The organism is Xenophilus azovorans DSM 13620 (assembly GCF_000745855.1).
In the GTDB taxonomy this organism is placed as follows: Bacteria; Pseudomonadota; Gammaproteobacteria; order Burkholderiales; family Burkholderiaceae_C; genus Xenophilus; species Xenophilus azovorans.
This window is the reverse complement of sequence record NZ_JQKD01000085.1, coordinates 1-12,900: the sequence shown is the minus strand read 5'-3', so window position 1 is coordinate 12,900 and position 12,900 is coordinate 1. Positions and strand designations below refer to the sequence as shown.

Here is a 12,900-nt window from a genome sequence, read left to right as displayed (position 1 = left end):
TCTTGTTCATCCCTGCCGTCCCTGAAATCACGCTGCCCGATCGACGCCAACAGGCAACGATCAGGAAACAAAAGGTGTTTCAGGAAGATTCTCGGAGCGAACGTGGAAGGCCAGGGCGGGACTTGTTCACGAAAGGCGTGCCGTGGAGCACCCCAATTGCAAACAATTGACTCCCATACCGGAGCAACGGCCCAACAAGAGGGGAGCGGAACGAGGTCGCGACGGAAAGAAGTGAAGCACGCCTGTACGCCGGATTCTGTGCGTGGCGGTTGCCCGCCGCGTGACCGCCATCAATCTGGGCCGCCGGTCGCCCGGACGGCTCGGTGCTACCTACCCGTGGACTCAGCGGGCCGCCTCGTCGTCCACCTACTTGGTATTGCTGCGCGCAGAGATTGCCCGTTTCACCCACCTTGGATGCTCGTGCCTTCGGCTTTCGCCTACGGTGTGGCACCCAAGGTGACTCGTCTCTGTTGCTCTGATCCTCACCTCACGGTGGAGAGCCGTTAGCTCCTGCGCTGCCCTGTGCAGTCCGGACGTTCCTCCAGTGCGGCCTTTCGGCACTTGCACCAGCGGCGGTCCGGCGTGCTTCACACCGCGATTATCGCCACAATGCCCGATTCGATCCGTTGCCCGCGCCTCAAAGGAGACCCCGTCCATGAAAGCCAACACCATCCTCGACACCATCGGCCGCACGCCGCACGTGCGCATCCAGCGCCTGTTCGGCGATGCGACGCAGCAGGTGTGGATCAAGTGCGAGCGCGCCAACCCCGGCGGCTCGATCAAGGACCGCATCGGCCTGGCCATGATCGAGGCCGCCGAGCGCGCCGGCGCGCTGAAGCCCGGCGGCACCATCGTCGAGCCGACCAGCGGCAACACCGGCATCGGCCTGGCCATGGCGGCGGCCGTCAAGGGCTACAAGCTGATTCTCGTGATGCCCGACTCGATGTCGGTCGAGCGCCGCCGCCTGATGCTGGCCTACGGCGCCAGCTTCGACCTCACGCCCAGGGAGAAGGGCATGAAGGGCGCCATCGCCCGCGCCGAGGAGATCGTGGCCGCCACGCCCGGCGCCTGGATGCCGCAGCAGTTCAACAACCCGGCCAACGTCGAGGTGCACGCCCGCACCACGGCCGAGGAGATCGCCGCCGATTTCCCCGAGGGCATCGACGCGATCATCACCGGCGTAGGCACCGGCGGCCACATCACGGCCTGCGCCGAGGTGCTCAAGAAGCGCTGGCCGAAGCTCAAGGTCTACGCGGTGGAGCCCACGGCCTCGCCCGTGCTCTCGGGCGGCAGCCCGGCGCCGCACCCGATCCAGGGCATCGGTGCCGGCTTCGTGCCGCAGATCATGAAGACCGAACTGCTCGACGGCGTGATCCAGGTCGATGCCGAGCCGGCACGCGAGATGGCCCGCCGCTGCGCCCGCGAGGAAGGCATGCTGGTGGGCATCTCCTCCGGCGCCACGCTGGCGGCCATCGCGCAGCAGCTGCCCGATCTGCCGAAGGACGCGGTGGTGCTGGGCTTCAACTACGACACCGGCGAGCGCTACCTCTCGATCGAGGGTTTCCTGCCCGCCTGATGCCCCCGACTCCTTCGCGCCGGCTGCACCTGGCGGCCGGCGGCGACGCGCCGGCGCCGCGCAGCCCCGCCCAACAGCTGTTCGCGTCGCTCACCGGGCGCATCGACGCGCAGCGCGCGCTGCTGGCCGAGTGGGCCGCCGCCATCGAGGCCTACGACCAGCGCTACGCGCAGGACTACCTGCCGCTGCATGCGCAGTACCGCGACCTGCACGTCGAGCTGCTGGACTTCCTGGACGTGGCCGCTTCGGGCGGCATGCGGCTGGGCCGCACCGACCTGCAGGCACTGCACGGACTCATCGCCGACATGGCCGCCAGCCTGCTGCTGGGCGAGGACGATCCGGCCCGGCGCGACCGCCTGGACGCCCTGCTCGACAAGTACGCCTCGCCGGCGTCGCAGGCGCCGGAGGACGACGATGGCCCCGACGCCGTGCTGCGCCGGGTGGAGGCCGAGGCGTCCGCCGCGCGCGCCGAGGCCGAGGCGGCGCGCGCCGCGCACCACGCGCAGCGCCGCCGGAAGGGCACCGCGCGCGAGCAGCGCGCCCGCCGGCAGTCCGAGGAGGCCGTCCAGGCCAGCCAGTCGGTGCGCGCGGTCTATCGCCAGCTGGTCAGCGCCCTGCACCCCGACCGCGAGCCCGACGAGCAGGAGCGCCTGCGAAAGACGGCCCTGATGCAGCGCGTGAACCAGGCCTACGCCGCCAACCGCCTGCTGGACCTGCTGCAACTGCAGCTGGAGATCGAGCAGATCGACGCCGGCCACATCGACGGCCTGGGCGACGCGCGCCTGGGCCACTACAACCGCGTGCTGGCCGACCAGCTGGCCGAACTGCAGCAGGAGGTGCGCGCGGTCGAGGCGGACTTCAAGGCGCGCCATGGCCTGAACCCGCACGGCAGGCTGCGCCCGGCGCTGGTCGCGGACCGGCTGCGGCACGAGATGGCGCGCCTGCACAACGCCATCCGCGCGCTGCAGCAGGAGCGGCGCCTGCTGGCGGATGCCGACTTCTTCAAGCGCTGGGTGCGGGCGCAGCGGCAGATGGACGCGCCCTAAGCTTCCTACAATGGCGGGTCGTCCCCGCCCCTGCCCGATCACCACGGGCCGCGCGCCATGATCCGCCTGTCCGAACTCAAGCTACCGCTCGACCACGCGCCCGAGGCGCTGCCCGCGCTCATCGCGCAGACGCTGGGCATCGAGCCCGCCGGCATCGCCGGCCACACCGTCCACAAGCGCAGCTTCGACGCGCGCAAGGCCGAGCTGCTGGCGGTCTACATCGTTGACGTGCAGCTGGCCGATGCCGCGCAGGAGGCCGCGCTGCTGGCGCGGCATGCGAAGAATCCGCACGTCCAGCCCGCACCCGACATGGCCTACCACGCCCCGGTGCACGCCGCGGAAGGCACGCCGCGGCCGGTCGTCGTCGGCTTCGGCCCCTGCGGCATCTTCGCGGCGCTGCTGCTGGCGCAGATGGGCTTTCGCCCCATCGTGCTGGAGCGCGGCAAGGCGGTGCGCGAGCGCACGCAGGACACCTGGGGCCTGTGGCGGCGCAAGGCGCTGGACCCGGAGTCGAACGTGCAGTTCGGCGAAGGCGGCGCCGGCACCTTCTCCGACGGCAAGCTCTACAGCCAGATCAAGGACCCGCGCCATCTCGGCCGCAAGGTGCTGACGGAGTTCGTGAAGGCCGGTGCGCCGGAGGAGATCCTGTGGGAGGCGCACCCGCACATCGGCACCTTCCGCCTGGTGAAGATGGTGGAGAACATGCGCGCCGAGATCGTCGCGCTGGGCGGCGAGATCCGCTTCCGGCACAAGGTGACGGACATCCTCGTCGAAGGCGGCCACCTGCGGGGCCTGACGGTGCTGGACCAGGCCGGCAGCCAGCCGTACGAAATACGCGCCGACCACGTGGTGATGGCGCTCGGCCACAGCGCGCGCGACGCCTTCGCCATGCTGCACGGCCGCGGCGCGCCGATCGAGGCCAAGCCCTTTTCCATCGGCTTCCGCGTCGAGCACCCGCAGGGCCTGATCGACCGCGCGCGCTGGGGCCGGCACGCCGGCCACCCGGCGCTGGGCGCGGCCGAGTACCGCATCGTCCACCACGCCGGCAACGGCCGCTCGGTCTACAGCTTCTGCATGTGCCCCGGCGGCACGGTGGTGGCGGCCACCAGCGAGCCGCAGCGCGTGGTGACCAACGGCATGAGCCAATACTCGCGCGCCGAGCGCAACGCCAACGCGGGCATCGTGATCGGCATCGAGCCGGCCGACTACCCGACCGACTACCGCCACCTCGACCTCCCGCCCGAGGCGCTGGAGCGCGCGCAGGGCCGGCCGCACCCGCTGGCCGGCATCGAGCTGCAGCGCCGGCTGGAGTCGCAGGCCTTCGTGCTCGGCGGCGGCGACTACTGCGCGCCGGGGCAGCTCGTCGGCGACTTCGTGGCCGGCCGGGCGTCGACGGACTTCGGCGAGGTGCAGCCCAGCTACCGGCCCGGCGTGCGCCTGGGCGACCTGCACGGCGCCCTGCCCGGCTATGCCATCGCCGCCATGCGCGAGGCCTTCCCCGCCTTCGGCCGCAAGATCCCCGGCTTCGACCGGCACGACGCGGTGCTGACCGGCGTGGAGACGCGCACCTCCTCGCCCATCCGCATCGCGCGCGACGCCGACACGCTGCAGTGCCCCGGCATCGCCGGCCTGTTCCCGGCCGGCGAGGGCGCGGGCTACGCGGGCGGCATCCTCTCGGCCGGGGTGGACGGCATCAAGGCGGCCGAGGCGGTGGCGCGCAGCCTCGCGGCGCAGGCCGAGGCGCGGAGGGTCCCTGCATGACGACGATGCAGCGCCCGAACGACGCCCGCCTCTTCGCCCTGGCCGTCGCGGCCATGGCCGCGGTGGTGCTCGCCTCCAACATCCTGGTGCAGTACGCCATCAACGACTGGCTGACCTGGGGCGCCTTCACCTACCCTGCAGCCTTCCTGGTGAGCGAGCTGGTCAACCGCCGCTTCGGGCCGCGCATCGCGCGCCGCGTGGCGTGGGTGGGCTTCGCGGTGGCGGTCGCAGCCTCGCTCGTGCTGGCGCCGGCGCGCATCGCCCTCGCCTCGGGCACCGCCTTCATCGCCTCGCAATGGCTAGACATCGGCGTGTTCGACCGCCTGCGCCGCGCCGCCTGGTGGCGCGCGCCGCTGGCGGCCACCGTCGCCGCCGCGCTGCTGGACAGCGCCGTGTTCTGGGGCATCGGCTTCGCCGGCACCGGCGGCCCGTGGATCACCTGGGCGCTGGGCGACCTGGCGGTGAAGCTGGCGGTGGGCGTCGGCATGCTGCTGCCCTTCCGCCTGCTGATCGCGCGCAGCCTGGCCCGGCCGCAGCCCTCCAACGCCTCTTCCTGAACCCCTTTCGCCTGCCCTGCCGACGACGACATGAACGCTCCCGACGCCTCTCCCGACACCGCCGCGCCCGAGGCCGCCCCGCCGGCGCCGCGCAACAACAACAAGGGCCGCCGCCGTGGCGGCAGCCCCGCCAAGGCGGCCGGCGCCGAGCGCAAGGTCCATCCGCTGCTGGAGAAGCTGGCGGCGCTGTACCCGAAGCTGTTCGGCGCACGCTTCCTGCCGCTGCAGCGCGGCGTGTACGAGGAGCTGCTGGCGCGCCACCCCGAGGAGCTGCCCGCCGACGAACTGAAGGTGGCGCTGGGCCTGCATGCCCGCTCCGGGCGCTACCTGCAGGCCATCGCCGAGCGCCTGCCGCGCCACGGCCTGGACGGCGAGGTGGTCGAACCGGTGGCGCCGGAGCACGTGCACCACGCGATCGTCGAGCTGTACCGCCGCCGCCAAGCGCGCACGCCGAACGAGGACCTGCGGCCCAAGCTGGTGGCCCGGCTGGCCGAGGCCATCGAGGCCAGCGGCCTGGACCGCGCGGCCTACACCGAGCAGGTGCGCGTCTCGCGCCCCGAGGCGCTGCTGCTGCTGGACGAGGCCTTCGCCGAGCACGGCCGCCGCGTGGCGCGGCGCGAGGCGCTGCAGCGCGCCTTCGAGGCCAGCGGCCAGCCGACGGTGGAGGCCTTCGCCGAGATGTACGGCATGGACCTGGACGAGACGCGCCGGCTGCTGGCTCAGGCCAAGGCTTCGGCCGGCCCGAAGAACTCGTAGCGCACCTGCCGCTCCGGCACGCCCAGGTGCTTGAGGGCGCGCTTGATCAGGCGCATGAAGGGGCGCGGGCCGAGGAAGTACACGTCCACGTCGCGCGATGCGGGCAGCCATTCGCCCAGCCGCTGCTCGGTCAGGTAGCCCTCGGCGTCCACCTCGTCCTCGGGCACGGCGCGGTCGTAGCAGTAGTAGCGGGTGAGCAGCGGGTGCTCGGCCGCGAGCTGGTCGATGCGCTCGCGGAAGGCGTGCACGGCGCGGTCGCGCGCGCAGTGGATGAAGGTCACCGGCCGGTCGGCGCCCAGCGCGGTGGCCAGCATCGGCAGCGTGGGCGTGATGCCGACGCCGCCGCTGATCAGCACCAGCGGCCGCTCGCTGTGCTGCAGCGTGAAGTGGCCGGCCGGCGGAAACACGGCCAGCGTGTCGCCCGCCCGCACCCGGTCGTGCAGGAAGTTCGACACCTTGCCGCCCGTCTCGCGCTTGACGCTGATGCGCAGGCTGCGCCCGTTGGCCGGCGCCGACAGCGAGTAGTTGCGGCGCTGCTCCTGCCCGTCCACCGCGACGCGCAGGCCGATGTACTGGCCCGGCAGGTGCGCCATCACCGGACCGCCGTCGGCCGGCACCAGATAGAAGGAGGTGATCTCGGCGCTTTCCTGCACCTTCTTCTCGACGCGGAAGGCGCGCTCGCCGCGCCAGCCGCCCTCGGCCGCGGCGGTGCGGTCGTAGACGTCGCGCTCGGCGGCGATCAGGATGTCGGCCAGCTGCCGGTAGGCCGCGGCCCAGGCGTCGATCACCTCGTCGGTCGCCACCTCGGCGCCCAGCACCTCGCGGATGGCGCGCAGCAGGCAGGCGCCGACGATGGGGTAGTGCTCCGGCTGCACCTGCAGCGCCACATGCTTGTTGACGATCTGCGCCGGCAGGTCGCCCAGCGCCTCGAGCCGGTCGATGTGCTTGGCGTACATGAGCACGCTGAAGGCCAGCGCCCGCGGCTGGGCGCCGCTGTGCTGGTGCGCCATGTTGAACAGCGGGCGCACCTCGGGGTGCTCGCCCAGCAGGGTGGTGTAGAAGTGGGTGATCAGCGCCTCGCCGCCGCTTTCGAGCAGGGGCACGGTGGATTGGACGATGGCGCGTTGGCGTTCGGTCAGCATAAGGAGCAGGTTCCAGGCGAAACAAAGGGAAAGTGAACGCCCGCTGCCATGCATGCTGCGTGCCCGGCGGGGCCGCCCTTGCTCACCAAGGGTTTACGCGTAATCGAGTCAAATTGACATCTTCCGGACGTCGTCAATCCGATAGCAAAATGATCGAAATGACAACATCCGCCACCCTGCACGCACTGGTCCCCCTGGTCGCCGATCTCGCCGAGGACCTGCCCGAGCACGAGCGCCTGCGGCGCCTGCTGGCCGCGCTGCGCACCGTGCTGCCGGCCGATGCGGCGGCGCTGCTGCGGCTGGAGGGCGAATGGCTGCGGCCGGTGGCCATCGACGGCCTGGTGCCCGACGCGCTGGGGCGGCGCTTCCGCATCGCCGAGCACCCGCGCTTCGCCCAACTGCTGGCGGCGGGGCAGGCCCTGCGCTTCCCGCCCGGCAGCCCGCTGCCCGACCCCTACGACGGCCTGGTCGCGCAGCCGCACGCCGTGCTGGAGGTGCACGACTGCATGGGCTGCGTGCTGCAGGCGGGCGGCCGGCCCTGGGGGCTGCTGACGCTCGACGCGCTGGTCGCCGGGCGCTTTGCCGGCGCGGTCGCACTGGACGTGCTGCAGGCCTTCAGCAACCTGGCCGCCGCCACCGTGGCGACGGCCGAGCGGCTGCGCCAGCTGCGGGTGCAGGCGCACCAGGCGCCGCCGGGCGAGCCTCCCGCGTCGGATCAGCGCACGCTGCTGGGCCAGAGCCCAGCCATGCGCCAGTTGCAGCGCGACGTGGCGCTGGTGGCGGCCAGCGAGCTGAACGTGCTGATCACCGGCGAGACCGGCACCGGCAAGGAGCTGGTCGCCCATGCGGTGCACGCGCAGTCGGCGCGGGCGGCGCGGCCGCTGGTCAGCATCAACTGCGCGGCCCTGCCCGACAACCTGGTCGAGAGCGAGCTGTTCGGCCACGCGCGCGGCGCCTTCACCGGCGCGCTGTCCGAGCGCCGCGGCAAGTTCGAGCAGGCGCACCAGGGCACGCTGTTCCTGGACGAGGTGGGCGAGCTGTCGCTGCCGGTGCAGGCCAAGCTGCTGCGCGTGCTGCAGAGCGGCCAGCTGCAGCGGCTGGGCTCGGACCGCGAGCACCGGGTGGACGTGCGCGTGATCGCCGCCACCAACCGCGACCTGGCGGCCGAGGTGCGCGCCGGCCGCATGCGCGCCGACTTCTACCACCGCCTGAGCGTGTACCCGCTGCACGTGCCCGCGCTGCGCGAGCGCGACAGCGACGTGCTGCTGCTGGCCGGCTTCTTCCTGGAGGAGAACCGCTCGCGGCTGGGCCTGCGGGGGCTGCGCCTGGACGCGGCCGCCCAGTCCGCCCTGCTGGCGCGCAGCTGGCCCGGCAACGTGCGCGAGCTGGAGCACCTCATCAGCCGCGGCGTGCTGCGCGCCCTCAGCCGCACGCCGCATGCGGCCGCTCCGGGCCGCGCACGCATGCTCACGCTGGGGACGGCGGACCTGGCCGGCACGGTGGCGGCGGCCGCGCCGGCGCATGCGCCCGCCCCGGCGCCGGCCCACGAGGCCGAGTCCCCCGGCCTGCGCCAGGCCGTGCTGGCCTACGAGCTCCGCCTGATCGAGGACAGCCTGCAGCGCCACGGCGGCCGCTGGGCCGCCGCCGCGCGCGAGCTGCGCATGGACCGCGGCAACCTGCAGCGGCTGGCGCGGCGCCTGGGCCTGGGCCGGCCCTGAACGCGGCGAAGGCCGCACGAGGCGGCCTTCGGAGGGCAGGACACCGCGGCGGGTGCCGCACGGCGGATCAGTAGGCGCCGGGCGCCGCGTTCTGCAGCGCCGCGATGCGCTGCTCGATCGGCGGGTGGGTGGCGAACAGGCTGCCCAGCTTGCCGGTGATGCCCATCGCCTCCACCGAACGCGGCAGCTCGCCGGCCGGCAGGCCGCCCAGGCGCGCCAGCGCGTTGATCATCGGCTGCCGGCGGCCCATGAGCTGCGCGGCGCCTGCGTCGGCGCGGAACTCGCGCTGGCGCGAGAACCAGGCCACCACGATGGCGGCGGCAAAACCCAGCACGATGTCCAGCACGATGGTGGTGACGATGTAGCCGATGCCGGGGCCGGAGTTGTTGTCGCTGCCGCGGCGCAGGAAGCCGTCGACCACGTAGCCGATCACGCGCGAGAGGAACACGACGAAGGTGTTCATCACGCCCTGGATCAGCGTCATCGTCACCATGTCGCCGTTGGCCACGTGCGCGATCTCGTGGCCGATCACGGCCTCGACCTCCTCGCGCGTCATGTTCTGCAGCAGGCCGGTGGAGACGGCCACCAGCGCCGAGTTCTTGAACGCGCCGGTGGCGAAGGCGTTGGGCTCGCCCTCGAAGATGCCGACCTCGGGCATGCCGATGCCGGCCTGGTCGGCGAACTTGCGCACGGTGGCGACGATCCAGGCCTCGTCGGGCGACTGCGGCTCGTTGATGAGGCGCACGCCGGCGCCCATCTTGGCCATGGTCTTGGACAGCAGCAGCGAGATGATCGCGCCGCCGAAGCCCATGATGAGCGCGAAGCCCAGCAGCGCGCCCAGGTTCAGCCCGTTGGCCGTGAGGTAGCGGTTGACGCCCAGCAGGCTGGCGACGATGCCGAGCACCGCGACCACCAGCACGTTGGTCATGACGAACAGAAGAATGCGTTTCAAGGTCTTGCTCGTGGGTATGAAGGAAATGGCTGCCGTCCAAATGTGAGCGGGGCTCCCGGATTTCAAGCCCCGCCTGCGGCCCGGCGGGATGTCGCCGCCGCCCATGGGCACAGGCGACCGCAGCGCGGAAATCATAGGGAACCGCCACCGCCCGCCGCGCAAATCCCCGCATCGGACAAGGCCGAAAGGCGCCGTCCATCCGCCAGGGCCTGGGCCGGGCCCGGCGGTTTTCCGGCCTCGGCCTCCGATCGGTGTCCGTCCCGCCATCCATCGCGGCGCGGGAAAACCACGACTCCGGGCATCCAACCCCTTTGAAATCAAGCACTTGCAGCGCCGCCACGGCGTGGCATGTCCGTTGCATTGAGCGGCCCGCCCGCAACGGGAGAGGACGGAGACGGACATGCACCTCGCGACCACCAGCGCCGCGGAAATGCCTGCGGCGCACGCCGCCGGCCGCAACCCCCTGACCTCGATCTCCCGGACGGATGCAGGCGCACCGCGTGCCCGACGGAAACACGTCCGCCACGGGCCAGCTTTCCTCATCACCCACACACAACGGAGACACTGTCAATGACAAGACGATGCACGGCCCCCAGGGGCGCCCTGCCTGCTCGCGCGGCAGCTGGCGCCAGCGCATTGCTCGCGGCGCTGATCCTCAGCGCCTGCGGCGGCGGAAGCGGCGACGGCGCCGGCGTGGCCCTCTTTCCGCCCGGCAGCGGCAATCCGCCGGGCGGCCCGGGCACGCCGGGTACCCCCGGCCCGACCGACCCCGGCACCACGGACCCGGGCACCGACCCGGAAACGCCCGTGCCGCCGGACGCCACGGTCAAGCTCAGCGTCCTGTCCTCGCCGGCCCATCTCGTCACCGGCGACGATGCACTGATCCAGCTGGACGTGCTGAGCGAGCAACCGCCCGACAGCCTGAAGGTGACCGTCAACGGCACCGACCAGACGGCGAAGTTCACCCGCCACCCCGCCACGGGCCACTTCATCGGCAAGGTGACGGGGCTGCAGCTCGGCGCCAATGAAGTGAGCGCCCAGTACGGCGCCTACAGCACCCGGCTCGCGCTCACCGCCTATCCGATCACGGGGCCGGTGTTCTCCGGGCCGCACGAGGAACCGTTCGTCTGCGGATACGCGACCTTCACCCGGCTGGGCGGCCAGAAGCTCACGCCGCTGGACGACGGCAAGTGCTCGACCGAGACCCGTGTCGACTACTGGTACCGGAACACCTCGGGCGGCAACACGCGGATCGTGCCCTCGGCCGTGACCGAGTACCCGGCCAACATGAGCTACCTCGAGATCAACGGCAAGCAGGTGCCCTACGTGGTCAGGCTCGAGAGCGGGACCATCAACCGGGCGCTCTACCAGTCGGCCATCCTGCACGACTTCCTGAACGAGCCGGAGCCGTCCCCCACCACGCCGCCCGCCGGCTGGAACGGCGGGCTGATCTACCCGCTGGGCGGCGGTTGCCAGGGCGGCTGGTACAAGCAGGGCAACGACTTCCCGACCCTGATCAACCCGCTCTACCAGAGCCGGGGCTACGCCGTCACGACGTCGACGCTCAACGTCTTCGGCACGAACTGCAACGACCTGCTGTCGTCCGAGACCACGGCCATGGTCAAGGAACGGTTCATCGAGAACTTCGGCACGCCCACCTACACCATCGGCACCGGCGGCTCCGGCGGCTCCTACCAGAGCCACCAGACGTCCGACAACTACCCCGGCCTGTTCGACGGCGTGGTCGTGAGCTCCACCTTCGCGGACGTGACCTCGTCGACCATCTTCAAGCTGTTCGACTCCCGCGTGCTGCAGAACTACTTCACCGACCCGGCGACGGCCGCGCTGAACTACACCACGGCCGAGAAGCTGGCCATCTCGGGCTACCTGCAGGTGGCCAACATCGCGGCGATGAGCGGGTCCGCCGGGCGGCTCGATCCGACAGTCTCCTTCCCCGCCGATCTGCCGGTGGAGCAGCGCTACCACCCGATCAACAACCCGGGAGGGGCCAGGGCGACCGTGTTCGACCACACCATCAACGTCTACGGCAAGACCGAGGCCGAAGGCTTCGCCCTGCGGCCGATCGACAACGTCGGCATCCAGTACGGCCTGAACGCGTTGAACGAGGGCAAGCTCGGCATCGACAAGTTCCTCGACCTCAACGAACGCGCAGGCGGCCTGGACCGCGACATGCAGCGCATCGCCCAGCGCACGGTCGGCGATCCCGATGCGCTGCGCCGCGCCTATCAGTCCGGCCGCATCGTCAGCGGCGGCGGCGGGCTCGCATCCACCGCCATCATCGACCTGCGCAACTACCTGGACGGTGCGGTCAACGGCGACATCCACACCAAGATCCACTCGTTCTCCATGCGGGAGCGGCTGCGCAAGGCCAACGGTCACGTCGACAACCACGTGATGCTGACCGCCGGCAGCAGCACGGCGGAAGCGTTCGATGCGATGCACGTGTGGCTGACCGCGGCCGGGGCGGACACCTCCGACCGGCCCAGGGCGCAGAAGATCGCCGCCAACCGCCCCGCGGACCTGAAGGACGCCTGCTGGCACGGTGGGTTGAAGTACACGGAAGAGCAGACCGCCTTCGGCGACGGCGCGTGCAATACCTTCTATCCCGCAGGCACGACGCCGCGCATGGCCGCGGGCGGCCCGCTCACCGACGACATCGCGAAGTGCCAGCTCAAGCCGCTGAACCCCTCGGACTACAAGGTGATCTTCACCGGCCCGCAGTGGAACCGCCTGACGGCCGCCTTCCCGGACGGCGTGTGCGACTGGACGCAGCCCGGCGTCGGCCAGCAGCCGCTGCACGGCACCTGGCTGTCGTTCGGCCCCTCGCCCGAGAAGCTCCTCTTCGACATCACCCAGACGCTGAACCCCAACCTGTGACGTCCGCTGCCGCCGGCCTTTCCCGGCCGGCGGCATTTCCTACATCGATTTCCTCCACTCGAAACCTGTTCCGATCCATGAGCAAGACCACCATCCGACGCGCCCTGACGCTGACCGCCGCCCTCGCCCTGTCCGCCTTCGGCGCGCAGGCGCAGACCTTCCCCGACGGCAAGCCCATCACCTTCGTGGTGCCGTTCGCCGCGGGCGGGCCCACCGACAAGGTCGCGCGCGACCTGGCCGAGGCCATGCAAAAAGCCCTGGGCACCACCATCGTGGTGGACAACGCCGCCGGCGCCGGCAGCACCATCGGCACCGCCAAGGTCGCCCGCGCGCGCAACGACGGCTACACCCTGCTGGTCACCCACGTGGGCATGGCCACCACCCCGGTGCTGTACCGCAAGCTCACCTACAACTACGAGACCGACTTCGAGTACCTGGGCATCATCAACGACGTGCCCATGACGCTGATCGGCAAGCCCCAGCTGGAAGCCAAC

General features: G+C 71.4%; 10 protein-coding genes and 1 other RNA gene. 8 read left to right on the top strand and 3 right to left on the bottom strand.

Annotation, left to right across the window (positions count from 1 at the left end):
- Positions 1-229: 229 nt before the first annotated feature.
- Positions 230-589: RNase P RNA component class A (gene rnpB, locus Q392_RS31495), an RNA gene on the bottom strand.
- A 66-nt stretch (positions 590-655) separates the two neighbouring features.
- Between rnpB and cysK the strand changes: the two genes are divergently transcribed.
- Genes cysK through Q392_RS25210 form a run of 5 tightly spaced genes read left to right on the top strand, consistent with a single transcriptional unit; the run spans position 656 to position 5,696 of the window.
- On the top strand, positions 656-1,576 hold the full coding sequence (gene cysK, locus Q392_RS25230; RefSeq protein WP_038214671.1) for a cysteine synthase A: 921 nt from the start codon (positions 656-658) through the stop codon (positions 1,574-1,576).
- Complete coding sequence (locus Q392_RS25225; RefSeq protein ID WP_051953951.1) at positions 1,576-2,622, top strand: J domain-containing protein; 1,047 nt, start codon at positions 1,576-1,578, stop codon at positions 2,620-2,622. Before cysK ends, Q392_RS25225 begins: the two co-directional genes overlap by 1 nt.
- Before the next feature lie 57 nt (positions 2,623-2,679).
- Positions 2,680-4,383: an NAD(P)/FAD-dependent oxidoreductase gene (locus Q392_RS25220; RefSeq protein WP_038214669.1), complete on the top strand. Its 1,704-nt coding sequence runs from the start codon at positions 2,680-2,682 to the stop codon at positions 4,381-4,383.
- Positions 4,380-4,940 carry a VUT family protein gene (locus Q392_RS25215; protein ID WP_038214666.1) on the top strand — a complete coding sequence of 187 codons (561 nt, stop codon included), beginning with the start codon at positions 4,380-4,382 and terminating at the stop codon, positions 4,938-4,940. Before Q392_RS25220 ends, Q392_RS25215 begins: the two co-directional genes overlap by 4 nt.
- A 30-nt stretch (positions 4,941-4,970) precedes the next feature.
- Positions 4,971-5,696 carry a ProQ/FINO family protein gene (locus Q392_RS25210; RefSeq protein ID WP_038214664.1) on the top strand — a complete coding sequence of 242 codons (726 nt, stop codon included), beginning with the start codon at positions 4,971-4,973 and terminating at the stop codon, positions 5,694-5,696.
- Here Q392_RS25210 and hmpA read toward each other — a convergent pair.
- A complete protein-coding gene (hmpA, locus tag Q392_RS25205; RefSeq protein ID WP_038214662.1) occupies positions 5,660-6,838 on the bottom strand; it encodes an NO-inducible flavohemoprotein in 1,179 nt (392 codons plus the stop codon). The genes Q392_RS25210 and hmpA overlap by 37 nt on opposite strands.
- A gap of 158 nt (positions 6,839-6,996) precedes the next feature.
- Here hmpA and norR point away from each other — a divergent pair, with 158 nt between their 5' ends.
- A complete protein-coding gene (norR, locus tag Q392_RS25200; protein WP_038214686.1) occupies positions 6,997-8,556 on the top strand; it encodes a nitric oxide reductase transcriptional regulator NorR in 1,560 nt (519 codons plus the stop codon).
- A 67-nt stretch (positions 8,557-8,623) separates the two neighbouring features.
- On the opposite strand, the gene htpX is transcribed toward norR, so the two are convergent.
- Positions 8,624-9,508 (bottom strand): protease HtpX, encoded by an 885-nt coding sequence (gene htpX, locus Q392_RS25195; RefSeq protein WP_038214659.1) that lies wholly within the window; start codon positions 9,506-9,508, stop codon positions 8,624-8,626.
- 570 nt (positions 9,509-10,078) lie between these two features.
- Between htpX and Q392_RS25190 the strand changes: the two genes are divergently transcribed.
- Together Q392_RS25190 and Q392_RS25185 are read left to right on the top strand one after the other, a co-directional pair.
- Positions 10,079-12,406, top strand: coding sequence for a DUF6351 family protein (locus Q392_RS25190; protein ID WP_245610815.1), 2,328 nt, complete (start codon positions 10,079-10,081; stop codon positions 12,404-12,406).
- Positions 12,407-12,483: 77 nt separating this feature from the next.
- Positions 12,484-12,900 (top strand): Bug family tripartite tricarboxylate transporter substrate binding protein (locus Q392_RS25185; protein WP_038214656.1); only part of this gene is annotated, 417 nt, incomplete at its 3' end.

Excerpts from the sequence above, each read along its gene's own strand:
- cysK (WP_038214671.1), top strand. The coding sequence starts at position 656 with ATGAAAGCCAACACCATCCTCGACACCATCGGCCGCACGCCGCACGTG.
- Q392_RS25225 (WP_051953951.1), top strand. The coding sequence starts at position 1,576 with ATGCCCCCGACTCCTTCGCGCCGGCTGCACCTGGCGGCCGGCGGCGAC.
- norR (WP_038214686.1), top strand. The coding sequence starts at position 6,997 with ATGACAACATCCGCCACCCTGCACGCACTGGTCCCCCTGGTCGCCGAT.
- hmpA (WP_038214662.1), bottom strand. The coding sequence starts at position 6,838 with ATGCTGACCGAACGCCAACGCGCCATCGTCCAATCCACCGTGCCCCTG.
- Q392_RS25210 (WP_038214664.1), top strand. The coding sequence starts at position 4,971 with ATGAACGCTCCCGACGCCTCTCCCGACACCGCCGCGCCCGAGGCCGCC.
- Q392_RS25215 (WP_038214666.1), top strand. The coding sequence starts at position 4,380 with ATGACGACGATGCAGCGCCCGAACGACGCCCGCCTCTTCGCCCTGGCC.
- Q392_RS25190 (WP_245610815.1), top strand. The coding sequence starts at position 10,079 with ATGACAAGACGATGCACGGCCCCCAGGGGCGCCCTGCCTGCTCGCGCG.
- Q392_RS25220 (WP_038214669.1), top strand. The coding sequence starts at position 2,680 with ATGATCCGCCTGTCCGAACTCAAGCTACCGCTCGACCACGCGCCCGAG.